The organism is Desulfosporosinus sp. SYSU MS00001 (assembly GCF_049943955.1).
In the GTDB taxonomy this organism is placed as follows: Bacteria; Bacillota; Desulfitobacteriia; order Desulfitobacteriales; family Desulfitobacteriaceae; genus Desulfosporosinus.
In genome coordinates, this window is the sequence record NZ_JBNFTW010000001.1 from 46,673 (window position 1) to 71,993 (window position 25,321).

Here is a 25,321-nt window from a genome sequence, read left to right on the forward strand (position 1 = left end):
CGAATACTTGGAGATGAGCTATACTAATCAAGTCACCAATCGGGGCATAGCGCAGCTTGGCTAGCGCGCCTGCCTTGGGAGCAGGAGGCCGGGGGTTCAAATCCCTCTGCCCCGACCATTATTCCCAACTTGTTTAGGTTTAGGAGTAACCTGGGTTGACAATCGTAATCTCTAAAACTGCGCCTGTAGCTCAGTTGGATAGAGCATCTGCCTTCTAAGCAGGTTGTCGGGGGTTCGAGTCTCTCCAGGCGCACCAATTAATTTTATTGCACTATGGTGGGTGTGGCGAAGCGGTTAACGCACCGGGTTGTGGTTCCGGCATTCGTGGGTTCGAAACCCATCACCCACCCCATATTAGGAAAATCTAAGTCAAGAATTGTTCTTGGCTTTTTTCATTGTACGGAAAAGTGAGCAATTGTAATGTGCGGATAAAATGATCAGTCGCCTACGGTGATACGCTTTTTTCACGGAAGCTTAATTCTAAAATAGTTAATGGATATCTAATATCTGATAATTATTATAACAGCAAACCTTCTCTGTTTTTTAGGAAACATAGGAAGGTTTGCTGTTATTTTTTTGTGGCGAGAAGGCCACATCAAAGAGTTCGACTTGCGTTAAGTACGTTCCTCTAGTATTAGTATTGCAAATCTCCAATAACCGTTAACCTCCGCCTTCGGCAGAGGTTAATAAGTTCAGTGCCTTCGAGAACCGGCCAAGTTGCTCCTTGGTCTGGAAAAGTTATTTATCTCAAGATATAATTACGGAGAAACTTGGGAATATTCTCTGATTATAAACGTAGACTGTTTTTTGATAAGCGATATGAGTTAGGGAAATACTGTTCACATGAGCAAATAATTAATTCTAAAAAGGAGGGCCGATCCTTTGAAGAATATCTTAAAACTATATGGCAATGACCTAAAGCGAATAAAAGCAAATCCTATTGCCTTAATAATCATTGCTGGATTATGCATTTTACCCTCCCTATATGCTTGGGTTAATATACTGGCCTGTTGGGATCCCTATGAAAACACCGGCACAATTCCAGTGGCGGTAGTGAATCAGGACCAAGGTGTTACATATCAAGGAAAAGCGATTAATATAGGCAATACCATTGTAACTACACTAAGGACCAACAAACAGATGGGCTGGAAATTCGTGACTGACAATGAAGCTGATTTGGGGGTCGTTGACGGGACCTATTTTGCAGTGATCGAGATCCCCAGCAATTTTTCGGCAAGCTTTGTTAGTTTTCTAACGGATACTACGAAGAAACCAGAAATAATTTATAAGGTGGATACGAAGGCCAATCCCGTTGCCGGCAAAATAACCGAGGCAGCCAAAAGTTCACTGGTGGACAAGATTTCAACCAACTTTATATCTACCGTCAACGCCAGTATTTTCACCTTGTTTAACAAAGTAGGTGCAGATGCAGAAGCGAATAAAAGCAAAATAATTCAATGGAAAGATGAAATAATCCAGGTTAATCGGAACATGGGTGTAATCTTACCGCTACTTCAGGACATCAACAGCCGGTCGGGTAATTTAAGCTCATTGTTGACAGAAATCAAGGCTGCCATGCCGGCAGTAGATAATCAATTAAACGGTCTTGCTCAAATTAACGACAACAATTCGGCAATGCTTAAAACGACTCAGCTTACTTTAAACCAATCTTTTGATACGATCGACACAGGTTTGAATAATGCTCAGGCTTCAGTGAACAGAATCCATGATTTGCTGCAAAGCGTGAATTCCTCAGCAGCCAATACGTCAACATCTCAGGTAAATTCCGCCATAGGACAGATAAACCTGGAATTAGAGGCCCTTAATAGCCAAATAGGCACTATAAGTTCTTACTTGCAGAAATTTAATGATTTTAGCCCCAGTGGAAACCTGGCTAATCTAATTGCTTCGTTGCAAAGCATTAAAAACTCATTGACCGCCGAAACCAATCAATTAAATTCTTTACAGCAGCAATTCAATCAGGCCAATACAATTAATCAAACACTTTGGCAGCAAGTAAACGATACAACAACAAATCTCAACTTACAAATTATTAAGGTTGCAAATTCCTATAATGCCAGCGCCCGAAAGGATTTAAACGCTATTGGGGATAACCTGATCAATGCTGCCAACGATGCTTCAAATCTCATAACTTCGGCTCAAGGACTTCAAACTCAAATCAATAATCTTATGGGAACAGCAATTCAAGGCAGTCAATTGGCCGCCAAGGTATCCGGCGATTTAAGAAGCAGGTTATTGGAGTATCAAGGGATCATCGCCACTTTGAGCGATAAACTTCAGATGGTCAGCAATAATGACTTAGCGCAAATTATAACCATACTTCAGAGTAATCCTGAATTAATGGGAAGTTACATTGCTTCACCCTTTAATTTGCGGGAGGAGTCTATTTATGGGGTGCCAAACTATGGCTCTGCTATGGCTCCAGTTTATACGGTTTTAGCCCTTTGGGTGGGAACACTTATCTTAACCTCCTTGCTCAAGACGGAAGCTGCCTATTTTGCAGGAATTGAGACCTTGTCGATCCGTGAGAAATACTTTGGCAAAATGTTAACCTTTATAACGTTAGCCCTTGTGCAGGGACTCATTGTTTCCCTGGGAGATAAGCTGTTGTTAGGCGTGTATTCAGTCAGTACACCTCTGATGATTGTAGCTGCTTTAGTTTCATCCTTAACCTTTGTCATTATCACCTATACTTTAGTCTCCCTATTAGGTAATCTTGGCAAGGCTTTAGCCATTATTTATATGATTATTCAATTAGCGGGAAGCGGGGGAACGTATCCTATCCAGGTAGACCCTTTAATCCTGAGAATACTCCAGCCGACATTTCCCTTTACCTATGCTATTGCCCTCTTCCGGGAGGCCATGGCCGGCCCGTTAATTAGCAGCGTTGCTTTGGATTTTTTTATCCTGATCCTCATTGCGGTTATATTCATCCTGCTGGGCTTCTTCCTTAAAAAGGTGTTGGACGAGCGCGTTCGTAAATTCGAAACGAATTTTAAGTTGTCTGGAATCGGAGAGTAAGTTTGAATTTCGTAATAGTTAGGAGCCGGGCATGAAAAAGGTATTCGGAGTCTTTAGACAAGATTTAAAGAGCATTATCAGGAGCAAAGCAGCAATTTTAATCATTATAGGCTTATGCATTTTGCCTTCGTTGTACGCCTGGATAAATATCCGAGCCAGTTGGAACCCTTATGCCAACACGGGCAATCTTCCTATAGCGGTAACGAACAATGATGAAGGTGCATCCTTTAATGGCCGGGAAATTAACGTGGGAAATCAGATTATTACGGAACTGAAAAAGAATCAATCGATCCACTGGATTATCCTTGATTCCTGGCAGGCAAACTATGGGCTCAATGAGGGATACTACTACGCCCTCATAGAGATTCCCAGTGATTTTTCGCAAAAGTTAGTAAGTCTGACAAGTGTTACTGCCCCCAAACCCAATATTATCTATAGGGTTAATGAAAAACTTAATGCTATCGCCTCCAAAATTTCTAATGCGGCAACACAGGAATTAGCCGATAACATTAAGAGTAATTTTCTGGCGACAGTTACGAAGGAAGTCTTAGAAACCTTAAATCCCGTGGCAGACAATATTCAGACCAACAAGGCCAAAATCCTGCAGATAAAAGATACATTGACTCAGGCCGGCAGTGATCTGGAAGCGATTCGGGGATTCATCGCTAAGGCAAATACTGACTCCGAAGCGTTACAAGGTTATTTAAAAACTGTTAAAACAAATCTGCCTCAAATTACGGCCCAAATTAACAATTTACAAAGTGCCTCCGAAGCCAATAAATCTCTGGTGCTCTCCACAAAGCAAGCAATTAACAACACGGCTTCAGAGATTAATAACGATTTGATTCAGCTGGAAGCTATTAATCAGCAAAATCAGCTCCTGTTGTCGACTCTGAAGCAAATGGCCGCGACTTCAGATGCCGGTAATCTGGCAACTATTATCGCTGAGTTGTCAAGTCCCCTTAACTCGGCGGCTAATTTAATTGATGCCGACATTAACAGCTTAGAATCCATCAATAAAAATTATCCCAACAACTCCATAAGTCAATTAATAAGTATGCTTAAGGATTTGCAGAGATTAGTCAGTGATGAGAAAACAAAAGTAAATGCACTTAAAACACTTCTTAACAACGGCGCTTCCCAAGCGTCTCTAAATTCTGCCATTGATCAAGCTGCTGCTCTAAACCAGGAGATCGCGAATAATCTTGTTCCGATAACCAATAATTTTTATTCTGCGGGACTAAAGGTTTTTAACAATCTCTCGGATAATTTAACAAGCGGCTTAGATAATATTAATACGATCCTGGAATCCACAAAGGTGATTGTGCCTCAGTTAAATGCTTTAGCCAATTATGGCATAGCGGGCAGTGAGATATCCGTACAGGAGGCTAATGATTTAAATAATCAACTTGCGAATCTTCAGGACGAATTAAATCAATTACAGGCTAAGCTTAAGGATTTAAACGAAAATAACCTTAATACTATGATCAATATAATGAAAATGAACCCTGCTCAGGCTGCCGGCTTTCTCTCCTCGCCCATTGATGTCAAAGAAGTTGATATTTACAACATGAAGACCTTCGGGGTAGGCTTAACTCCTTTTTACACTGTCTTGGCTATTTGGGTGGGGGGGCTGTTGTCCTCATCATTATTGAGTGTTGAACATACTGCTTATGGGGATAATGACAAAAGAACATTGACGCTGATCCAAAGACATTATGGCAAAATGCTCTTATTTATGACCATTTCCCTTGTGCAAGCAGTTATCGTAACCTTAGGTGACAAATTCATCTTAGGAGTCAGTCCGGTAAATTTCCCCCTGATGCTGGGCTTTGCTTTGCTTTCGGGGATTTGCTTTACCAGTATAATCTTTACCTTGGTTTCAATCTTCGGCAATGTTGGGAAAGCAATTGTCGTGGTCATTATGGTTTTTCAGATTGCCGGCTCCGGGGGAATATATCCTATTCAAACAAACCCAAGAATTTTTGGAATCCTGCAGCCTCTATGGCCTTTCACTTATGCAATCGGAGGATTTAGAGAAGCGATAGCAGGTCCGTTATGGGGTAAAGTGATGAACTATGCAGCCGCTCTGCTGATCTTTAGCCTGGTATTTCTCTGCCTGGGGATTTTAAAGAAGCTTTTTTACAGCCTGACGGAACTGATGGAGCGAAAATTTAAGGAATCCGGGTTATAGGTTCTCAAAAAGGGCAAAAGGATTATCAGACATAACATAGCAAGATTTGGGAACATTACTAAACGGGAATTAGGCTTCATTGTTTTAAGACAAAGGAACGATCAGTGTTTTCAAGTAATTTCTCACGAGGGGATAAAAGAGGAGGACTGAGAGGCTAACGATGGGAGATCAAAACAAGCTGGGAAAGTATGGCCTGACCGCTCTTATTACTGTGGCTTTTATTATCTTGTTAGTGGCCTTTTTCTACTATGATCGTCAGAACCGGATTTCCGACGTTATTCAGGCCTGGGGCATTTGGGGAGTTGCTTTTGCTATTTTACTGATGACAGCGATCTGCATGACACCCATACCCTCAGAAGGGCTGGTTATTATGTTTCTGAAAGTTTTTGGAGTGTATGAAGGGGTATTCTTTGCCTGGGTCGGTTCTACATTTAGTTCCTTGGTGATTTTCATTCTTGTGCGTTATTATGGGCAAACCCTGATGAAAAAACTCATTTCGCCGGAACGGTTCAATACCGTCGATAATTGGGTCAAAGGCAAAGGGTCAATGGGTTTATTAGTGGCCCGGCTGCTGCCTATCCCCGCTTTTGCCGTTAATTACATAGCAGGTGCCATGCCCTCGATGCAGCTGTGGACATATCTCTGGACCGCTGCAGTTTCCATGATTCCTTATTATATAGGCACAGCTCTTGTTTTTTTGGGTATTGCGCGGGCGACCTGGCTGTGGCTGGTTTTGGGATTTGCTGCCCTGGCACTATTCTGGGGAACCAGTTATTTTCTCAACAAAAGAAAAACGGTATTCTAAAGGGTTTTGGTATAGCTGATGTTTCCCTGATAAAAGCTCACTGAGGATTGCCTTTTTAATAAAATTTTCATGCATGCCCCCTTAAAACGTCTTTTATATTCGTAAGAAATAATAGTACGTACTAAAGCTTAAAAAAGGGGACTATGATAATTAATGAACAAGATGCAACACATGAAAAGAAAAATAGCTATCGCCGCAACCTTTACCTTACTTACCCTGCCTGTTGGTTCCGCTCTAACACTTGCTGATACCGTTTCCTCTGTCTCTTCGGCAACCGATACAACCGCAACTACAACAACTACAGCTCCAGCTACAACTACAACTACAGCTCCAGCTACAACTACAACTACAACTACAGCTCCAGCTACAACTACAACTACAACTACAGCTCCAGCTTCAACTTCAACTACAGCTACAACTACTCCTCCTTTAGACCCCACAGTGCCTGTTACGGTATCTCCGGCGACTGTTGTTGATGGTAATGGCAATACCGTCACAGCCGAAAATTGGTTCACAGATTTATTAGGTAAAATTCAGCTGATATTGACGTCTGATCCTGTGAATAAGGCTTCTATTAATGAGCACCATGCTTTAGCAAAGTTAGCCGAAGCTAAGAACCTTATGCAGCAAGGAAATTCTGAAGCTGCTGAAGCCAGTCTATCTCAATACTCAGACAAGATCAGCCAGGCTCAAAATTTCATTAACCAAGCAAAAGATCCAAACAGCGAAACAGCTAAAGCTCTCTCCATAGCCCTCGCAAATGTGAATTCAAATAATATTGCGGTGTTGAGCAGTTTATTGGATAAGCTTCCCCCACAAGCCGCCCAAAGATTAGCCTTGAATATTGTTAAAACTATGGAAAAGGATGTAACCAAGCTGCAGGCTGAAGGAATGGATTCCACCGCGAGTACGACTTCAAGTTCGGCGGTCGCTTCCGGCACTTCTGCATCAACATCGGGATCTGTGGCTGATTCCGGCTCAGTGACAGCAAACTCAAGTCCAACAAATACTCAACCGACAACAAAGAATAATAAGCAATTAGAAAAGGAAGCTAAAGTCGCTTTAGAAAATTTTAAGAAGTCCCTGAAGCAAAATGTAAAGCTTAACCTGGATGATCAGGACCAGGATGAGGATAATTCCGGGACTCAGCAAGTTACGTCTGCTCAGCAACCTCCGATGACTCAAGGAACCACGATGCCCGGTCTTAAGGCTAGTGCCAATTCTGTTCATCCTTCTGTAAAAGGATCAACAAATCCCGAGCATGGAAATGGGCCAAAAAGTAAAAGCCACGGCAGAGAAGACCATCAAAGAGATTAGAGATGGGGTAACTGAATCCTCTGAGAAGGCATGGCAACAATAGTTGAAAAAGTACTCCCGTTCACTTCTGCAGTGAGCGGGAGTTTCTATATTCAGAAGAAGTTTATGGAAGTTTTTTCTGATGCTTATGATTACAATCGGGATTATGTTCGCGTTTTAATGTTAATGTCTTTTTATGTATATTGTACGTTTAAAATATGTTCATGCTTATGTTCATATTCGAATTCGAATTTTTATTCGAATCGAATTCATGTTATCTTTAAGCTTTGTTTCTTCGATGTTCTCGGATTTGCTACAATCATGGTATACTGATATTCAAGTAATAATCAGAGCAGATAAGGAGAGAAGATTTTGGGCAAAGCTAAACCTACCCCTGATGATCTGCGTCGCCAAATTGGATACAATATGATTACCTTTTTGGGTGTCTTTCTTTTTTTGCCCATCATTTGGTTTATTCATCTTTTTTCCAAAGACTCAAGCTTGTATTGGCGTTGGGGTATTAGCTCAGTCGTCCTTGTCGTAATCAATCTCATTTTGTATTTTTGGAACTATCCGGAGAATTGGCTGAAGAATTTGCTGTTTTTGATAGGAATTGATCTGATCATTTTACTATCCGAATATTTTTGGTTATTACGGAGCATGGGATAATGGTGTGATAGGGTAAACTCAGGTTAGGTAAACTATGATAAATTAATTGTTTAATTTTACGGCTTATTGCAAACCGCTAAATTTAGGAAAATGGGAAATGAATTGGTCTCAAATTAAAATTCTATTACTTGTTTTTTTGTAGGAAATATGATATTATATTTTCTGCTACGTGATTTCAACATGCGGGAGTGGCGGAACTGGCAGACGCACTGGATTTAGGTTCCAGCGGGCAACCGTGCAGGTTCAAGTCCTGTCTCCCGCACCATTTTATTTGGGCTCAAGGATTATGGTTTAAGGATTTGCGGGATTTTTTAAATGAGAATTTAAAAGAGATTTAAGGGCAAATCCAGCGAAGTTGATTTTAGTAATCTAGTGGATCACTGAATGAGATTTTGTTGCTTAGAAAAAGTAGAATCCTCCTTTTAACCGTTTGGATTCAGACGGTTAAAAGGAGGATTTTTGGCGTTTAGACGAATTATTAGAGCAACTACATCATATCAGCAAATATAGCCAAGGGAAACGTTCAATTATACGACAAAAAGCAGTTTGGTTTTTTAATAATGCTTTGGGAAGTGCAAGCGAAGTAAGAAATTGGCTTGAACAGCCCTTAGATAGTTTTTTATTTTCTATCCAAGGGGATTTCTCTTTAGCAATAGTTATGCTATTTCGCCATGATTCGCAATTAATATGGGATATAGTTGTAATGACTAAAGTTACGCTTGACAAAGTTTTTTGCTCCTGAAGGAGATGCTGCTAATGAAAGAGGTTTGCGGGGTTTTTGCATTAAAGAGAGCATTCTATCTTAAAACTGGGTTTTACCAAAAACAGGGAGGTGCTTCTTTTTTTATAGCCCGATGATAATTCAAATTAGCGTAAAACTCGATAAATTGATTAATGAATTATTATATCGACAAAGGAAAGTTCTAGGGTGACGAAATTTACATAATAAACCTACCTTCAGGAAAATACTATGTGTGTTTGGGATTTGCAATATTAGACTTGTACAAGTGGTGAAATTAGGTTTAATAGCCCGATGTGCTAGAAAAAACGGAAGAGCCTTTCGATAGTGATTGCTGGATTGGCTTAGTAGATAGTGAGAGCTCTTTATGAGAATTCACCGATTTCTGTTAAGTTTTTATGAGTTCTAAATAAGTGGTATAATATGCGAAGTCAAAATAAAGTTGATTGGAGTGTTTATACTTGTTTAGAAGAATAAACAAAGTATTGCTAGTTTCAATTTTGGGATTAACATTAGTAGGCTGTGGAGCCACAACAGGTAAAACTCAGCAACAATCTAACCCGACAAATTCAACTAGTAATCAACAAAGCACTAGTACCCAGGAACAAAAACAGCAGTATTTAACCCCCGTTCCAAAAGGGTCTTCTGGATCTTCTACCATTAGTAATTTATCTAAGCAAATTATGGGCCAAAAAGATGTCCTTGGAACTCAATTCTACGAGCAAAAAGGGATTCTATATGGAGATATTACATTTAAGAGCGGAGTAGACAAAAATTATGCTCATCAATTAATTAGTGAATATTTATCACAATTGAAAGTCACTTATCCAGATCATCAGATAACAACTCAATCGATAGTTGAGGGTAAAAAAATAGATTCAGTTTCATTTAAACCTAACAAATAGAATTATTTTTTTAGGATAAAGGAAAACATGTAAATCATATAAAGCATAAAAATATAACAAATATAACAAATATAACAAATGTAACAAATGTAACAAATATAATATTCTTTTGGATGGTCACTTCCTATATGAAGTTATTGGGGAGTTTTTCATTAAAAAAAGAGAGCATAATCACTCTCCTTTTTTATTACCCTAATCGACGAAACTTTGTTAAAGACCCATTTTACGAATTAAAATATTAAGGCATCTAAGTTAGATACCTTAATACGTGAATTATTTTGAATTAATTCTTAACAATATATCCTCTGTATCAGATAATCTGGAAATCATAATATAAGCAATGTGTGTATCTTTTTCTGCAGTAAACTTAGTAACTGGCATTTCATCAGAAATTTTCCAACCATCTTCGATTAAAGTAGCTCGGTAATTTTCATATACCTGGGTATCATGCCTTATGCGAATAATATATTCCGCTTCGGCTAAGGGTCTTTCCGGAGTCGCTGGAATAAATTTAGCTGCTTTTAATACGAAGTAAGATGGGAGATAAGGGAATTCGTCAGTGTAGTTAATGGATTTAACTACTTCGTCTTTGTTGACCTTAGATTTATTAGATCCAAAAGAAAAAAGTTTTACCAATATACTCACCTCAATAATTATTGTCACTCCATGAATCTTAATACATCTAAAAGAAAAAAGTCAAACTCGGTAAGGAAGACGGTTTAATGGAGTGAAAATCATAAATGAATAAATTACGCTCTCAGTTACTAAAAATAGCCTAAGGGCATATAAATTTCTCTTTAAAGGAGAATGAGGATGAAAAAAATAGCTTATATTTTTCCAGCTTTCGTTGCGGGCATCCTAGTCGGAGGAGTGCTATGGGAGAAAACACGAAAAATTAGGTTTTCTCAGAAGAGGAAACGAGTGCTTCATTAGTTAGCTCGCTTGAAACTTGTTATACCCCGCGCCATCCAGCACTGTTTATGTGAGTATGTCTCCCTGGAAGTATCCGTAAATTCACGACCTGAATTATTGATCAAAGGTTCCTTTAGCGTATCTGCCGAGTGTTCTTGCTATGATAAATTCTTCTACGTATCAAATCCCTTTTTTCTGCTCCTCTTTTCTCTGACCGGAGCGCCTGTTATAATTGGAACAGGACACTCAGGTGTTCATCTTGTGTCAGCACTCGTCTAGGCCGCCAAGCCAGGACGGGTGTTTCTCTAACGTTCGCTGAAAAATTTGTTAGGATTTTGTGAATATCATAGATTTAATACAAGTATTAATGTTAGACCCAATTTTATTAACAAACAAAATAGAGAGTCAATCATTCCTCTGAATGAAAGACTCTCTATTTTGTGTTCCTGCCAATATATTAGGAATGTTGGTTTTTTAATGCCCTTTTCCCGATCTATTGGAATGCTGATGTTTTTCTCCCCCACCGGCTCTTTCGCTTTGTCCGCCTTGTTTTTTCTCGGCGTGTACCTTCGCTGCGGCATTTAAGTGGGGTGTCGTATCTGCGGTTCCGGAGGTAGTTTCATCTACTCCAAAGGTTTGATCAAGCGAATCTAGGGCAGTCTGTTCTTCCTCAGTTAAACTGCTCGTTTCTGCTGCGTTTAAGGAATCGTCTTCAATACTATTTGCTGTAGTTGTCACTTCATTTGTTGTAGTTGTTGCTTCTTGGGTTTGCTGACCAGCCTTTTCCGTTTTATTAACGCTCTTTTCCATAGAACGAACAATATTAAAAGCCAGTCTTTCAGAGGCCTGGGATGGAAGTTTATCTAATAAATTTCCTAATACTTTAATGTTTTGCGCGTGATTATTACTAACGGCAAGCTCTAGTTTTTGCATTGTGTCCGAGTCCTCTGCGGAAAGTCCTCCTAAAAAATCTTGAGCTTCCTTTAGTCTCTTGGAGTACTCATCCGTAGTTACTTGTGTTTCTCCAGTATCTCCAACTTCAGATAAAGTACTGGTCTCAGACGTATTTTCCGAAGTTTGACCCGTTTGGGAGTCAGTAGTAACTGTAGAATCGGTTCCTAATATAGTTTGAAGTTTATCAATAAGTTGTGTTAACCAATCATTTGAAGAGGAATTAGTTGTGGCATCGACACTTGTTGTTGCATTTATATCCGTACTTGTACTCACCGGAACACTATCTTCAGCTAGGGCTAGAGGAGCTATAAGGGGGAGAGAAGTAAGTGATATAGATAAGGCGAATGTAAGAAAATAATGTTTTTTCATTTATGACCATCTCCCAAGTTGAATTTGACTAAATTATAACGATTTTGATATAGCTAATCTAGACTAATTCAATAATTCGGGAAATTGGACTAAAAAGCAGGGACTTTCAGACTAATATTTTTCATGTTCTAGTCCTAGCATAAGAGACAAGGGCTTCATGGTACTATTTAATTATGTTCTAAAGGGATAATCAGCGTGGTATAGACCCAATGTTAAATATGCCAAAGGAGGATGCGGTAAGGCATCCTTCTCATTAGTCTGGGTATATTATTTTAAACGGTTACGGCTGCTACGCAGGATAGAGAGTCCTGAAAGGCCGATTTTGACGATGCGAAAGAATAAGGGTATTCAATAGTCCTAGGTTTAAAACCTAGGACTATTGAATTAAGCGTCTGCCGCTATGCCGCCAAAAATTAAATGAAGAATAACTAACACCAAACCAATAATCAAGGCTAAAGCTGCGCCAACTATTCCGAAAATAAACATTCGCTGCACCTCCTCTTTTTAGATTACATAAGACGAGATCGAGAAGGTTTTGATACATTGTATTCAGCATGTCCGTAAATGGTTACGTTTGATCGTTGTATATCAGGGGAATACGATTCTGGATGGGTCAGGAAATGAGCTCAATAGTTGAATGTACTTAAGGTAATCTGGGGTTAATCTACCTAAATATTAAATTTTTATTAAGGACAAAATATTACATTTTGTGACAAAAAAATCTCAGGACAAAGTATTATACTTTATCTGATTAAATATTAAGGAAGTGAATTATCATTATGTCTCTTAGAAAAAGAAAATCAAGGTTATGTATAATCCTAAGCTTAATTACCCTTATCAGTTTAGTTTTTCCCGCAGCAACCTTAGCAAATTCAACGCCAACGATTACTCGCTTAGCTGGTTTTGATCGTTATGAAACAGCAGCCCAGATCGCTATGTCGGGCTGGTCTCAGTCTAATTATGCTATTTTGGCTTTCGGCGGAGACTATCCTGATGCGCTATCTGCTGCCCCCTTAGCCAAGAAATTTAATGCCCCTATTTTATTAACAAATACCGGAAGTTTGACAACGGTTACGAAGCAGACACTGTTAGATTTGCAAGTGAAAAACGTAGTAATTATTGGCGGGACAGCAGTAATATCTCAAGCGGTCGAGTCTGAACTTCAAACGATGGGACTTGAGACAACAAGAGTTTACGGGATTGATCGGTACGCGACTGCGATTCAAGTTGCCCAACAAGTTGCCTCAAATCCTTCAACTTTGTTTGTTGTCACCGGAGAGGACTATCCCGATGCGTTATCCGTTGGATCCATCGCTTCCATAAAGCAAAGTCCAATTATTCTTGTACCACATGATGCCATACCCGACGTCGTTAAGAATTACATTTCAACGCTCAATATCAGTAAAACATATATTGTCGGAGATTCGGATATCATTAGCGATCAAGTAGCCCAACAGTTCCCTAATGCAGAACGGATCTCGGGGGCTGATAAATATGCGAGAAATATAGCCGTAAATCAATTATTTAATACTGATTTCAAGTCAGACAGTATTTGTTTAGCCACAGGTGAAGGCTTTGCCGATGCGTTAACCGGAACAGCCTTTTGTGCTAACCTATCTGAACCTATAGTTCTTATTAATACTGATTCTCCGGCAACTACGAGAAGCTATTATCAGCAAAGGCTTACCAATGCCAGCAGGGTTTATGTATTTGGTGGAACAGGGATTATTCCTGAATCTGTAATTACTAATCTGAATTCGTCCAATACAGCGAATGGAAATTCTTCAAATCAGGAGACTCTTAAATTAAGTGATTTTACCAAGGTTGGGACTACTACTGCAACCTTTAAGTACCAAGTACTTGATCAAACCGGGAAAGACATTACCTCAACCGTTCCGGCGACACAGTTATCAGCTGTTGCCTCTCTAAAATCATCGATTACCTTAGATCCAAGCAAAGGTATCGGTACGATAACTTATAACTCTTCTTCGGATATGGATAAACCGATTATTATTACCCTTGCGGATCTAAAAACCGGCAGGGTTGTGAGTTATAATTCTTCTTCGACCGATGCTGCTTCAAATGGAGATACCGTAATTGGAAACCAAAGAACTCTTAACTTGAGTAATTACTCAAAAGTTGGGGCAACTACTGCAACCTTTAAGTACCAAGTACTCGATGAAACCGGGAAAGATATTACGTCAACCGTTCCGGCTGCGCAGTTATCAGCCGTTACCTCTATAAGTTCATCAATTACCTTAGATCCAAGCAAAGGTATCGGTACAATAACTTATAACTCTTCTTCAGATACGGATAAACCGATTATTACTCTTGTAGACTTAATCACCGGCAGAGTTGTGAGTCTTGATACTTCTTCCAGCACAAGCTCCTCAAGTTCCAGTGTCCCTACTAATAATTCAACGTCTGGAAATCAAAGCTCCAGCCAACATTCAGATCAAAAGGTCAGTAAAATTACGATAAACTCGACTAAACTGGCGACAACCCCTTCTAATGGAAATGAGAAAATTGGTTATGCAACATATACTGTAACTGATCAATACGGCGGTGACATTACAAACTCGTATCTTGCAAATAATATTCACTTCACATCAAATGTGGGCACCATTACAGCACAACAAGGTTTAATCCAATTGAGGTTTTTCTCGAATATTAATCCTCTGTCGCTCACTAACGTCACAATAACCGGTGTTGACTCAAATAGCAATGTTACAACAACTGCTACTTTAAGCCTATAGGGATTTTGTTAGATTCATTACCATAGAATAAAGCTAAGTCTTTTCTATTAGATAGATGCATCTTAAATGAATATGAATAGCAGTAAAGAGAGGGAAATCACGCCCTCTCTTTACTGCTATTCTAGAAGCGTGGCATTAGTTGAATATTCGAGGTATTTGGGTTAAAGATGGTTTTAAGTTAAAAAACTTTTCAGGTGACCTTAGATCTTAGATAATGAAATATATATAAGAATTTATGTAATATATAGTTGACATAAATTCTTATATATATTAAAGTAATATTCGAGGTGTTAATATGGCAAGAAACCTAAAAATTAAAGTTGCCCGTGCAGAACTTGACATGACCCAAAAGGCTTTAGCTGAAGCCGTGGGGATATCTCGTCAAACGATGAACGCCATTGAACAAGGCGAATATAACCCAACAATAAGGTTATGCCGCAATATATGCAGGGTGCTGGGGAAATCTCTTGATGAGCTGTTTGGGGAGGAGAATGAAGATGCGTAAAAACAATTTGGATGAAATGCAGGAAAATAAATTATTGAATATTGAACATAACGGTATGTGGCTCGCCTTTTGGGGTCTGCTGGCAGTTATTATGATTCAAATATGTTTAGGAGCCGATTTTAAACAGTTTGCCGGAGAATGGTTTATTTTTATGCTGCTTAGTATTTATACATTAATCTCTTGTATCAAGAACGGGATTTGGGACAGGCGCTTAAAACCGAACTTGAAAACGAATACTTTTATGAGCCTACTTGCCGGCTTGGCGGTGTTTGTAATCTTTGGAATTGAATTTCATGTCAATAATAAGCATGGATTATTGGTTCCATCGGCCGCATTGATAGGCATATCCACATTTTTCCTCTGTTTGGCTGCCTTACAGTTTTCAAGTTATTTGTATAAAAAGAGAAAAGAAGCACTTGAGCAAGAATGTGATAAATAAGAACTGTCATGTTATTAACTCCGATTTGAAAATTTGGACTAACGAAGGAGTCTCGATAATCGAGACTCCTTCGTTAGTTCTGGCTGCTTTCTATTTTGACTGAACCGTTAGAATCACCCCGGTGCCAAATATGGAAACAGAAATATTGGCGACATGGTCTTGTTTTTTCGCTGAAAAACTAATGACTTGTTTTTCTTGAGTAATAGTCCAGCCATTCTTTTTTAATAGGGCTTCATAATCCTCGAACACTTTGGTATCCTTTGTGTTTTGGATAAGGTATGTTGCCTCGCCGAGTGGTTGCGTAGTGCTGGCAGGTTTATAGGAAACTGCTGACTTGACACCGTTGTAGGCGGGGAGGTATGAAAATTCTTCTGTATAGGTTATTGCATTACTGGAATTAGAAGAAGTCTTTGCAGCATTATTGGTTGTTGTTATGGGATTTTTGGTGCCACATGAAACTGCGGTTGTTAGGATCATTAATACCATTAAACAATAGCGCGCCTTTTTCAAACTGTCTCACCTCAGAAATTATAATAATATTAAATTCCAATATATTTTATACGATGTCAAACGATGATTTTATCACGTTTTAAACTTCTTATAGCGATTCGAAGAATTGTAAAGGTTTCAGATGAATGGGATTATATTTGTATATCAATGAATAGTATATAAATGGAATAGTATAGGAATAGTATGTAATTTTATAAATCAATAATTAGTAAATGGCAAAAAGTAAAGTCAATTCTATAAAATGTTTTCAAGTGTAAATTTCTCTGTTTCTGAAATATGATTGATCAAAAGTTCTAAGGTCGAAGCTTCACCAAGAGAAAGGGGAAGGTTTTGGGTTTCTACGTATTTGTCAAGGCGAGATAGACTGAGTTCAATTTTGTCGATTTCTTGATGATCGAGCAGGATGGTCCACCAGATTTTATTTTTATCCCAGCGTTGCTGAGTTTCCTTTAACTTTCTTTGAGCTATATCCCATTGTTGGCCGGATATTGATTGTTCGACGGTGGAGATTTGAGTGCCAAGACTTTGGGTTGTTCTTTCAATATATTGATAAGACACCAAAGACCCTCCGAGTAAGAGGATAACGATAATGACGATCGTTAGATGGGTGCGCAAAAAGTTTCACCTCGATATTTTTTCTTAATGATTTGGTTTTTGATTTTACTTACTTGTTATTAATGTTAGGGTCGCTTTTAACTTGAACAAAGAGTGTATCCGAACTATCCAAAGAGGCCAAAAGGACGTCCTCTACACGGTCAATTTTTTGTTTCTTTAGTTCAGTCATTAACCAGTTGAGATCCTTATTGCTTTGCTGCAGATTTTTCTGATTTAAAACTCCGTCCATGATCATTGTTAAGGGCAGTCCTTCATATTGAGTTTTCAGCATAAAATCTTTGGGAATTGTAGGCCGATTTTGAGATTTGGGAAAAACACTTAGTTGTCCGTTTGTCTCTAAAACTGCAAATTCAACTTCGGAGATGTTGGGTACATTTTTAATGCGCAGTTCTTCAAGTAAATCAGTAAGGCTATAACGATTCTTTTTTAATTCATCTTCTAAGATTTTCCCGCGTTCGATAAGGACACTTGGTGTGCCGCAGATAATAGCCCTGGCTCGTTCGCTTTTTAAAGAAATCCAGGCCAGGGTGATGCCTGTTAGAAGCAGAACTAAAATGGGAATGATACCACTAAGGAGAGGGACACCGATATTTTCACTTGGAATGGCAGCCAACTCTGAAATCATGATAATAACGACCAGTTCAAAAGGCTGCAGCTGACCTATTTCCCTTTTTCCCATTAAACGAAGGGCTATAATAACTAAGGCATATAATATCAGAGTCCTAAGTACAACAATGATCATTTTCAATACTCCTTCTTGGACGATTTGACCATTAACGATTCCTTGCAAAAGGTATAGTTCCCTCAAATTTTGCCTGTTATCCCTTTTGCACAGCCATTGTTTCTCAGCGTTTCCACCATAATTTGGTGAATTGCCAGTTTCACGGTATAATGGTCAAAGAACAGAGTTTTTTCAGAGGGTTATTCTTCCTGTAACAAATCTAACAAACATACAGTCAAAAATGAGGAGGTTTGTTCGTGGAACACTTAAATGTGCTGATTTTTTCAGCGTCCTTTGGCGCTGGGCATGTTCGTGCCGCAGAGGCGATTATTGAAGCCCTGCGTGCTAAGGACCCGAACGTCAAAATTACCCACCTGGACTTTGGAGCTTTTTTAAGTAAGACATTTAATTCAGTTGTTAAAAATACTTATATTGAACTTATTAAACATACCCCCAGATTATGGGGCAAGTTTTACTATCGGACGTCTAAGATTCCCCCGGATTCGTTATTCCAGCGCTTTTTAAATGGCTTGGGACGCCGCGAATTCGTGAGATTTATTCAGGTTCTGCAGCCTGACCTTGTAATTTGTACGTATCCGACAGTTGCAGGTGTTTTAGCTCAACAGAGGCTCCGCGGAGTTTTAAATGTTCCTTTGGTGACTGTTGTTACGGATTATGCGGTACATAGCCAATGGATTCACCCGGGGGTTGATCATTACATCGTAGGCTGTGAAGACGTTTATAAAGGGTTAGTGGCTCGGGGAATAAATCCCCAAACAATTCATATCTCCGGAATTCCGGTAAGTCCTAAGTTTGAATTTAAATTAGACCGTCGGATGATCTTGCAGAAGCTAACAATGAATCCAGAGCTGCCAACAGTCTTAGTAATGGGTGGAGCCTACGGAGTTTTAGGCGGTGCCAAATGGATTTGCAAAATTCTTTCTGAAGCCGCAATACCTCTTCAGACTATCGTAGTTTGCGGGCAGGACGAAAAATTATACAAGGCTTTGGATTCTTTAGTTGAGGACTGTAAGAATCCGCTGGTGCGTTTCGGTTTCGTTAACAATGTTGAGGAGTTAATGAGTGCGGCGGATATCATTATTACTAAGGCAGGCGGGCTTACTGTTTCGGAAGCTTTGACCAAACGGCTGCCTCTGGTAATTTTCAAACCTATTCCCGGTCAGGAAGAGGAAAACGCCTGCTATTTGGAGAAGATCGGGGCAGGCCGAGCAGCAGATAATGAAGAAGGGTTAGAGAAGATAATTTTTAGCCTTTTGCGGCATCCTGAGGCTGTGGAGCAAATGCGCCGGGCTGCGGCTCAAGCAGTTCCCGGCCGCGCTGCAGAGCGTGCCGTGGAAGGAATTCTGCGGCTTGTGGAAGAGCGGCGGAGTGCTCAAAGGATCGGGTAGAGTCCTCCTTCGCCGCTAAGTATTCCTATTGGGAAAGGCGGCTCGGCAATAATTTCCACCGGACATTATTGTATCCGAAGCCTCGATGTTCAGCTTTAGCGTAAGCGAGTTCACTTGTTAAGCTTAATGGTAGGGAGATAGATCATGGTTTGGGGAACTTTGGTGCTTGGTCTTATTTTAATAGGTGCGGCGATCTATACAATCATTCCTGACTTGTTTCTCCATCGTTGGGGAATCGGAAGCTGGAGACGACAATTCAGCCCGGGTGTCGCGCTTACCTTTGATGACGGTCCGGACCCGATGATTACGCCCCGTTTATTGGAAGCGCTAAAACGCCATAAGATCTCCGCCACCTTCTTCGTGATTGGCGAAAAGGCCGCTAAATATCCGGAATTGATTCAGCAGATGGTTAGAGAAGGACACCAAATTGGCGTTCATTCGTTCAGCCATCGTTATGCCTGGTTCACCTCCCCGCGGAAAACCAGCCAGGAGTGGACGGACAGTGTTCGTATCTTGGAGCAAATCCTCGGTCGAAAAATAACTTGGATGCGTCCGCCTTGGGGAACGTTTAATCTTGTGACCTGGCTGTGGCTTAAACGACACAATATGAGAGCAGTCTTGTGGAACGTGGAGGGTCACGATTGGGAGGTCCGGCGCACACCTGAAGACATCGCCGCCCGAATCATGAAAAGGGTTAATGAGGGTTCAATCGTTGTGATGCATGACAGCGGCGGAGAAAGCGGGGCTCCGGAAAATACTCTGGCGGCCTTGGATTTATTGGCAGAACGAATTCCCCGTGACTTGAAATTGCCTTTTGTACCCCTGGACTTTCCGGACTGGTCCTTTGGCCAACGGCTGACCTTCAGAGTTTGGGAAAAATGGGAACACTATTACGCTAAAACACATCATGTAGACCGGGTTGATGATACTAATATTTTTCGATTGGAAAAAACTAGTTATGACGGACCGGAACTTTACTCTGAAGACGGACGGTTATTAGCGCAGAAAGGAGATCCGGCAGCGGAAATTCACATAGATAATATTCGGCTTCAGGCCAAAGGACGGGATATGCAGAAAACGGCCCTTAAGGCCTTGCGTCAAGCTCGAATATCGATGCCGGATTTGGCTCGGTATATTGCTGATAATCCCGGATATGCCGACATTAAAGTGTTTGTAGGTGAGACGTTACTCTATCGAGGTGTTAAGGGTTTTGGCTTTACGGTTCAGGATTTGCCGGATACGTGGAAGAGCAAGGGAATAGCCCTGCTGCAGATGACGATTATGCGCATCTATCATCCGGCAGGGAAGGACCGCCAAAATGAACGCTTAGGCAATAAAACGAAGCTGGTTTGGATTAGCCGGGAAAAGTTACTTTCTTATGCCGCTGAGGATCTCAAATCCGCCCAAAAAATAGTTCATAACCTAAATTCCTGACTTGGATCCAATGGGGATCGAATATTTGATTACAAAGCCCAAGTCTGGTATAATTGGCTAGTGAATTTTTTAGAATCAATATTTGAACATTTAACGGGAACTTTGTGTTAAAGGGGGAACGATATGTTCCCCCTTAGGCGGATTTAAGCTATAATAGCTGAAACAAAACTATTTTTGGATGTATTTGGCTTAAGCGGGGTTTGTAGTCTTGAAAAAAAGGTAAGACTATCGTAGTATCCCAACTTGCCTTGCACATAGAGTAATTAGTGTTTTAAGGGGGAGAACATATGTCAGTCTCTGTAGAAAACGTGGAAAAAAATGTAGTAGCTTTGCAAGTCACGGTTGAAGCAGAAAAATTTACGAATGCTGTCAACCAAGCGGCCAAAAATTTGGCTAAAAAAGTGAATGTTCCTGGGTTCCGTAAAGGAAAAGCGCCTCGCCGAATGATAGAACTTCAAGTGGGCAAGGCAGCTCTCTATGATGAAGCCCTCGATCATGTTATTGGACCAGCTTATGCTCAAGCTGTTGAGGAAAGCGGAATTAACCCAGTTGACCGGCCTGATGTGGAATTGGTTCAAATCGAAGAAGGCAAGGAACTGATCTTTAAAGCCAAAGTTGTTGTACGCCCGGAAGTTATTTTGGGTGACTATAAAGGGTTAAGTGTTGAACAAGATGTTGCCAGTGTTACTGAAGAAGAAATTATGGAAGAATTAAAGGGCAGACAGCAGCAGCATGCTAGACTCCTGCCAATAGAAGATGGTAAAATTGAAGAGGGAGATATTGTCACCCTCAACTTTGAGGGCTTCAAAGGTGACGAGCCTTTTGAGGGCGGCAAAGCTGAGAATTACGAACTCGTGATTGGTTCGGGAACGTTTATTCCCGGTTTTGAAGAAGGCCTTATTGGTGCAGAAGTCGGTCAGGATCTTGATGTCAACGTTACCTTCCCAGATGAATATCATAGTGCAGAGCTAGCAGGGCAAAATGCTATTTTTAAATGTCATGTTAATAAAATCCAACGTAAAGAGCTTTCACCTTTAGATGATGAATTTGCAAAAGATGTTAGTGAGTTTGATACTCTGGATGAATTGAAAAACGATTTGCGGAATAAATTAATGAAGATCGCTGAATCAAAAGTTAAAGATGATCACCTTAAAGCGATTATTTCCAAAGTAGTTGACAATGCCAGCGTTGAAATTCCAGAAGTAATGTTTACCCAGCGAATTAATGAGATGTTCGAGGAATTAAACACGAGCCTTATTCAGCAGGGAATGAACATGGATCAGTATTATCAATTTACGAATTCTTCCGAAGAAATTATGCGTGAACGATTACGCCCTCAAGCCGTAGAAAGCGTTAAAAGAGATTTAGTTTTAGAAGCTGTTGCAAAAACAGAAGGAATTACGGTTACGGAAGACGAAGTAAATGAGGGACTAAAAAATCTTGGGGAGCGTTTTAAACAAGACCCTGCGTCGCTCAAACAATCCCTTCTAGAGCGTGGACAGATGGAGTTCTATAAGCAAAGTTTGATTCAGGAAAAAACTGTCAACTTCTTAGTGGAACAGAATGCCTAAGCGCCTTAGAGGGAAATTCTGAGGTATAGAGGTGAGAGGATGGCAAAGTACACCGACGACAAAAATCAACTGAAGTGTTCATTTTGCGGTAAAACTCAGGAACAAGTCAAGAAACTGGTTGCCGGCCCGGGTGTTTATATTTGCGATGAATGTATTGAACTTTGCAATGAAATTATTGAGGAAGAACTCACAGACGACCTCGGCGTTGAAATTGGTGAGATCTTAAAGCCTAAGGAAATCCGGGCTATTATTGATCAATATGTTATTGGTCAAGAAGAAGCGAAAAAGGCACTTTCCGTAGCGGTATATAATCATTATAAGCGTATTAATCTTGGCATGAAAATTGATGATGTAGAACTACAGAAGTCCAATATTATTATGCTTGGCCCAACGGGTTCGGGAAAAACTTTGCTGGCCTCGACTCTAGCTAAGGTTCTTAATGTTCCCTTTGCTATCGCCGATGCCACCTCGCTTACTGAAGCCGGTTATGTAGGTGAGGACGTCGAAAATATTCTCTTGAAATTAATTCAAGCTGCTGATTACGACGTCGAAAAAGCTGAAAAAGGTATCGTTTATATCGATGAAATCGATAAAATTGCCCGTAAGTCTGAAAATCCTTCCATTACCAGAGATGTATCCGGCGAAGGCGTTCAGCAGGCGCTGCTCAAGATCCTTGAGGGAACTGTTGCCAGTGTTCCTCCGCAAGGCGGGCGCAAGCATCCTCATCAGGAATTTATCCAGTTAGACACCACAAATATCCTGTTTATTGTGGGCGGAGCTTTTGATGGCATCGAAAAGATTATTCAAAACCGTGCCGGCGAAAAAACCATGGGTTTTGGGGCTAATATCAAAAATAAAAAGGATATGAAAATTGGGGAAGTTCTTAAACAAATTTTACCCGCTGACCTGCAAAAGTACGGTCTTATTCCCGAATTTGTGGGACGTCTTCCGGTCATCGTAACGTTGGAAGCTTTAGATGAAGCTGCCTTGGTTCGAATTCTGACAGAACCGAAAAATGCTTTGGTTAAACAGTATCAAAAACTGATGGAATTAGATGGTGTTACGCTGGAATTTAAAGACTCAGCTCTTACATCCATCGCCAGTGAGGCGATACGCCGCAATACCGGAGCTCGGGGCTTAAGAGCCATTGTGGAAGAGCTTATGCTTAACGTCATGTATGATCTTCCTTCACGCACAGATGTTACGAAGTGCGTCGTTACCCAAGAAGTGGTTCAGAAGAAGGAAGAGCCGGTGCTCGTCGTGGCGGACAAGGTAAAAAAAGGTAAGAAAGAAGAATCTGCCTAATATTCAAAGCTTGAACAAGCTAATCAAGCTATTACAGATTAATATTCTTTAAGAACGTTGAGGCTGCAATAAAACTGGTTCTTCCAGTTTTATTGCAGCCTTTTTTATGAGAATGCGAATGTTTTCGCAGGGCTGTAAAGGTATTTGTCCAATCGTAAGACTCCAGGCTCCCCTTTTACAACTACAAGTGGGAGTGATTCCTATACCTTCTTTCAGTGGGGTTTGAGTCCATCCTTCGGCGCGATAGAGTTTGTTATGGGCTAGGCGCTTTCGTTACCGATACACTAGTGTTCAGTTTTAGTTGACGAGTTACTAATTTTGCGGACTTTGTGAAAGAATATGTTTGAATTTCAGCCTGCTGGCAATACTATCAGTGAGAAAAAACTGAGAGGGAATGAGTATATGAGTGGACTGAGCGGAATAGTCATGGTCGTTCAGTTGGTTTTCGCTGTTGTCATCGGGCTGTATTTTTGGGGAATGCTCAAGTCACAACAGGGGAATAAAATCTCCGTTGAACGCGAATCACGTAAAGAACTTGAAAAACTACAGAAGATGCGCAAAATTGCCTTAACAACGCCTTTGTCTGAAAAAACTCGCCCTGCACATTTTGACGAGATCATCGGGCAAAAAGAAGGAATCAAGGCCTTGAGAGCGGCTCTTTGCGGTCCTAATCCGCAGCATGTCTTGATTTATGGAGCTCCGGGCGTCGGAAAAACTGCGGCGGCGCGCCTGATTTTAGAAGAGGCTAAGAAAAATCCCCTGTCTCCGTTTAATGAAAATGCTTGCTTCACTGAGATTGACGGGGCGACAGCACGCTTTGACGAACGGGGGATCGCTGATCCTTTGATTGGCTCAGTTCATGACCCTATTTACCAAGGGGCTGGGGCTATGGGTTTAGCCGGGATCCCTCAACCCAAACAGGGTGCTGTGACCAAAGCTCATGGAGGCATTTTATTTATTGATGAGATTGGCGAGCTTCATCCAATTCAGATCAATAAGCTCTTGAAAGTTCTGGAAGATCGTAAAGTAATCCTGGAAAGCGCCTATTATAGTTCAGAGGACCCAAATATTCCTCAGCATATTCATGATATCTTCCAGAATGGCCTTCCGGCAGATTTTCGTCTTGTTGGGGCTACCACCCGCAGCCCGGAGGAAATCCCGCCGGCCATACGCTCTCGCTGTATGGAGGTTTATTTTCGCGGTTTGCTTCCTGATGAAATCGCCGAGATTGCTCGCGTAGCTGCAGCGAAAATGGATATATTGTTTACTCCCGAGGCTATTGAAGTTATCAAACAGTATGCGTCCAACGGACGAGAAGCGGTCAATATGGTCCAATTAGCTGCAGGGGTCGCATTAACAGACTGTCTGAAGCAAGTTGACGTAGAAATCGTGGAATGGGTGGTAACGACAGGACAATACACTCCCCGTCCCGAGAGGAAAGTTCCTACAGAAGCCGGTGTTGGTGTTGTTAACGGCCTTGCTGTTTATGGCCCTAATATGGGTGCTCTCTTAGAACTTGAAGTAACGGCACTGCCTGTTTCTCCCGGCACAGGAACTCTTCTGGTCACAGGTATTGTTGAGGAAGAGGAACAAGGAAATGCCGGGAAAAAGATTCGGCGTAAAAGTATGGCGCGCAGTTCGGTCGAAAACGTCCTTACGGTGTTAAGACGACAATTGGGGATTCAGCCCGGCAACTATGACATTCATGTCAATTTTCCCGGCGGGGCCCCCATAGACGGGCCTTCTGCAGGGATTGCCATTGCGACGGCTACGGCTTCCGCAATCTTGCAGCAAAACGTGGATAATTACCTGGCGATGACAGGGGAACTGTCCATTCGGGGAAGAGTAAAACCTATCGGCGGGGTTACGGCCAAGATTGAAGCGGCCCGACAGGCAGGATGCAAACGGGTTTTAATTCCCAAGGAAAATTGGCAGGAACGTTTTGCCGAATATAAAGGCGAAATTGAGATAATTCCAGTTGAGGAACTTTCTGAAGTTTTGAAACTTGCCCTTCGTTCGGAGATTAAGCTGGAGAAAACAGAAATGCGCCCGCCCCTTGAAGAAGTATTAAGCTGTTTAGATTTTGCGGTAAATAAAGTGGTTAATAATGCCGCAGTAAATTTGCCTGAACGAGGCAAAACATGTTAGAATAGTTAATGATAAGTTTGGCA

General features: G+C 40.8%; 20 protein-coding genes and 4 tRNA genes. 18 read left to right on the forward strand and 6 right to left on the reverse strand.

What is annotated here, in order from left to right:
• Positions 1–40: 40 nt before the first annotated feature.
• From ACPUYX_RS00215 to ACPUYX_RS00255, 9 genes are all read left to right on the forward strand, one after another.
• A tRNA-Pro gene (locus ACPUYX_RS00215) sits at positions 41–118 on the forward strand.
• 61 nt (positions 119–179) lie between these two features.
• Positions 180–256: transfer RNA gene (locus tag ACPUYX_RS00220), tRNA-Arg, on the forward strand.
• Positions 257–276: 20 nt separating this feature from the next.
• Positions 277–352 (forward strand) — tRNA-His (locus ACPUYX_RS00225).
• A 530-nt stretch (positions 353–882) separates the two neighbouring features.
• On the forward strand, positions 883–3,042 hold the full coding sequence (locus ACPUYX_RS00230; RefSeq protein WP_426377748.1) for a YhgE/Pip family protein: 2,160 nt from the start codon (positions 883–885) through the stop codon (positions 3,040–3,042).
• A 31-nt stretch (positions 3,043–3,073) separates the two neighbouring features.
• Positions 3,074–5,236, forward strand: a complete 2,163-nt coding sequence (locus ACPUYX_RS00235; protein ID WP_426377749.1) for a YhgE/Pip family protein — start codon at positions 3,074–3,076, stop codon at positions 5,234–5,236.
• A gap of 160 nt (positions 5,237–5,396) precedes the next feature.
• A complete protein-coding gene (locus tag ACPUYX_RS00240; RefSeq protein ID WP_088228955.1) occupies positions 5,397–6,041 on the forward strand; it encodes a TVP38/TMEM64 family protein in 645 nt (214 codons plus the stop codon).
• Between the two features lie 171 nt (positions 6,042–6,212).
• On the forward strand, positions 6,213–7,358 hold the full coding sequence (locus ACPUYX_RS00245; RefSeq protein ID WP_426377750.1) for a DUF5667 domain-containing protein: 1,146 nt from the start codon (positions 6,213–6,215) through the stop codon (positions 7,356–7,358).
• A gap of 351 nt (positions 7,359–7,709) precedes the next feature.
• A complete protein-coding gene (locus ACPUYX_RS00250) occupies positions 7,710–8,006 on the forward strand; it encodes a hypothetical protein (protein ID WP_426377751.1) in 297 nt (98 codons plus the stop codon).
• Positions 8,007–8,188: 182 nt separating this feature from the next.
• A tRNA-Leu gene (locus ACPUYX_RS00255) sits at positions 8,189–8,271 on the forward strand.
• 227 nt (positions 8,272–8,498) lie between these two features.
• On the opposite strand, the gene ACPUYX_RS00260 is transcribed toward ACPUYX_RS00255, so the two are convergent.
• A complete protein-coding gene (locus tag ACPUYX_RS00260) occupies positions 8,499–8,732 on the reverse strand; it encodes a hypothetical protein (RefSeq protein ID WP_426377752.1) in 234 nt (77 codons plus the stop codon).
• 474 nt (positions 8,733–9,206) lie between these two features.
• Between ACPUYX_RS00260 and ACPUYX_RS00265 the strand changes: the two genes are divergently transcribed.
• On the forward strand, positions 9,207–9,650 hold the full coding sequence (locus tag ACPUYX_RS00265; RefSeq protein ID WP_426377753.1) for a hypothetical protein: 444 nt from the start codon (positions 9,207–9,209) through the stop codon (positions 9,648–9,650).
• A 273-nt stretch (positions 9,651–9,923) separates the two neighbouring features.
• On the opposite strand, the gene ACPUYX_RS00270 is transcribed toward ACPUYX_RS00265, so the two are convergent.
• Both ACPUYX_RS00270 and ACPUYX_RS00275 read right to left on the reverse strand, forming a co-directional pair.
• Positions 9,924–10,286, reverse strand: a complete 363-nt coding sequence (locus ACPUYX_RS00270) for a hypothetical protein (RefSeq protein ID WP_426377754.1) — start codon at positions 10,284–10,286, stop codon at positions 9,924–9,926.
• Positions 10,287–11,036: 750 nt separating this feature from the next.
• Positions 11,037–11,885, reverse strand: a complete 849-nt coding sequence (locus ACPUYX_RS00275) for a DUF5667 domain-containing protein (RefSeq protein WP_426377755.1) — start codon at positions 11,883–11,885, stop codon at positions 11,037–11,039.
• 779 nt (positions 11,886–12,664) lie between these two features.
• Here ACPUYX_RS00275 and ACPUYX_RS00280 point away from each other — a divergent pair.
• The 3 genes from ACPUYX_RS00280 to ACPUYX_RS00290 all read left to right on the forward strand — a co-directional run bounded on the left by ACPUYX_RS00280 (position 12,665) and on the right by ACPUYX_RS00290 (position 15,585).
• Positions 12,665–14,641, forward strand: coding sequence for a cell wall-binding repeat-containing protein (locus tag ACPUYX_RS00280; protein ID WP_426377756.1), 1,977 nt, complete (start codon positions 12,665–12,667; stop codon positions 14,639–14,641).
• Between the two features lie 295 nt (positions 14,642–14,936).
• Entirely contained in the window at positions 14,937–15,146 is a 210-nt protein-coding gene (locus ACPUYX_RS00285; protein WP_047811522.1) for a helix-turn-helix transcriptional regulator, read from the forward strand.
• On the forward strand, positions 15,139–15,585 hold the full coding sequence (locus tag ACPUYX_RS00290; RefSeq protein ID WP_426377757.1) for a DUF6773 family protein: 447 nt from the start codon (positions 15,139–15,141) through the stop codon (positions 15,583–15,585). Before ACPUYX_RS00285 ends, ACPUYX_RS00290 begins: the two co-directional genes overlap by 8 nt.
• Positions 15,586–15,675: 90 nt before the next feature.
• On the opposite strand, the gene ACPUYX_RS00295 is transcribed toward ACPUYX_RS00290, so the two are convergent.
• From ACPUYX_RS00295 to ACPUYX_RS00305, 3 genes are all read right to left on the reverse strand, one after another.
• Positions 15,676–16,095, reverse strand: a complete 420-nt coding sequence (locus tag ACPUYX_RS00295) for a hypothetical protein (RefSeq protein ID WP_426377758.1) — start codon at positions 16,093–16,095, stop codon at positions 15,676–15,678.
• A 234-nt stretch (positions 16,096–16,329) separates the two neighbouring features.
• Complete coding sequence (locus ACPUYX_RS00300) at positions 16,330–16,653, reverse strand: DUF4363 family protein (protein WP_426377759.1); 324 nt, start codon at positions 16,651–16,653, stop codon at positions 16,330–16,332.
• A 106-nt stretch (positions 16,654–16,759) separates the two neighbouring features.
• Entirely contained in the window at positions 16,760–17,452 is a 693-nt protein-coding gene (locus tag ACPUYX_RS00305) for a DUF421 domain-containing protein (protein WP_426377760.1), read from the reverse strand.
• Positions 17,453–17,688: 236 nt separating this feature from the next.
• Here ACPUYX_RS00305 and ACPUYX_RS00310 point away from each other — a divergent pair, with 236 nt between their 5' ends.
• The 5 genes from ACPUYX_RS00310 (at position 17,689) to lonB (ending at position 25,298) form a co-directional block, all read left to right on the forward strand.
• Positions 17,689–18,840, forward strand: a complete 1,152-nt coding sequence (locus tag ACPUYX_RS00310) for an MGDG synthase family glycosyltransferase (RefSeq protein ID WP_426377761.1) — start codon at positions 17,689–17,691, stop codon at positions 18,838–18,840.
• Between the two features lie 144 nt (positions 18,841–18,984).
• Positions 18,985–20,274, forward strand: a complete 1,290-nt coding sequence (locus ACPUYX_RS00315) for a polysaccharide deacetylase family protein (protein ID WP_426377762.1) — start codon at positions 18,985–18,987, stop codon at positions 20,272–20,274.
• A 287-nt stretch (positions 20,275–20,561) separates the two neighbouring features.
• Positions 20,562–21,845 carry a trigger factor gene (tig, locus tag ACPUYX_RS00320; RefSeq protein WP_426377763.1) on the forward strand — a complete coding sequence of 428 codons (1,284 nt, stop codon included), beginning with the start codon at positions 20,562–20,564 and terminating at the stop codon, positions 21,843–21,845.
• 39 nt (positions 21,846–21,884) lie between these two features.
• The gene (gene clpX / locus ACPUYX_RS00325) at positions 21,885–23,150 is read left to right on the forward strand and encodes an ATP-dependent Clp protease ATP-binding subunit ClpX (RefSeq protein WP_426377764.1); all 1,266 of its coding nucleotides are present in this window, start codon (positions 21,885–21,887) and stop codon (positions 23,148–23,150) included.
• A 402-nt stretch (positions 23,151–23,552) separates the two neighbouring features.
• Complete coding sequence (gene lonB, locus ACPUYX_RS00330) at positions 23,553–25,298, forward strand: ATP-dependent protease LonB (RefSeq protein ID WP_426377765.1); 1,746 nt, start codon at positions 23,553–23,555, stop codon at positions 25,296–25,298.
• Positions 25,299–25,321 lie beyond the last annotated feature (23 nt).

Bases quoted from the DNA above. Each gene is read 5' to 3' on its own strand.
- ACPUYX_RS00235 (WP_426377749.1), top strand. From the start codon at position 3,074: ATGAAAAAGGTATTCGGAGTCTTTAGACAAGATTTAAAGAGCATTATC.
- clpX (WP_426377764.1), top strand. From the start codon at position 21,885: ATGGCAAAGTACACCGACGACAAAAATCAACTGAAGTGTTCATTTTGC.
- tig (WP_426377763.1), top strand. From the start codon at position 20,562: ATGTCAGTCTCTGTAGAAAACGTGGAAAAAAATGTAGTAGCTTTGCAA.
- ACPUYX_RS00290 (WP_426377757.1), top strand. From the start codon at position 15,139: ATGCGTAAAAACAATTTGGATGAAATGCAGGAAAATAAATTATTGAAT.
- ACPUYX_RS00305 (WP_426377760.1), bottom strand. From the start codon at position 17,452: ATGATCATTGTTGTACTTAGGACTCTGATATTATATGCCTTAGTTATT.
- ACPUYX_RS00285 (WP_047811522.1), top strand. From the start codon at position 14,937: ATGGCAAGAAACCTAAAAATTAAAGTTGCCCGTGCAGAACTTGACATG.
- lonB (WP_426377765.1), top strand. From the start codon at position 23,553: ATGAGTGGACTGAGCGGAATAGTCATGGTCGTTCAGTTGGTTTTCGCT.
- ACPUYX_RS00315 (WP_426377762.1), top strand. From the start codon at position 18,985: ATGGTTTGGGGAACTTTGGTGCTTGGTCTTATTTTAATAGGTGCGGCG.
- ACPUYX_RS00240 (WP_088228955.1), top strand. From the start codon at position 5,397: ATGGGAGATCAAAACAAGCTGGGAAAGTATGGCCTGACCGCTCTTATT.
- ACPUYX_RS00280 (WP_426377756.1), top strand. From the start codon at position 12,665: ATGTCTCTTAGAAAAAGAAAATCAAGGTTATGTATAATCCTAAGCTTA.
- ACPUYX_RS00245 (WP_426377750.1), top strand. From the start codon at position 6,213: ATGAAAAGAAAAATAGCTATCGCCGCAACCTTTACCTTACTTACCCTG.
- ACPUYX_RS00275 (WP_426377755.1), bottom strand. From the start codon at position 11,885: ATGAAAAAACATTATTTTCTTACATTCGCCTTATCTATATCACTTACT.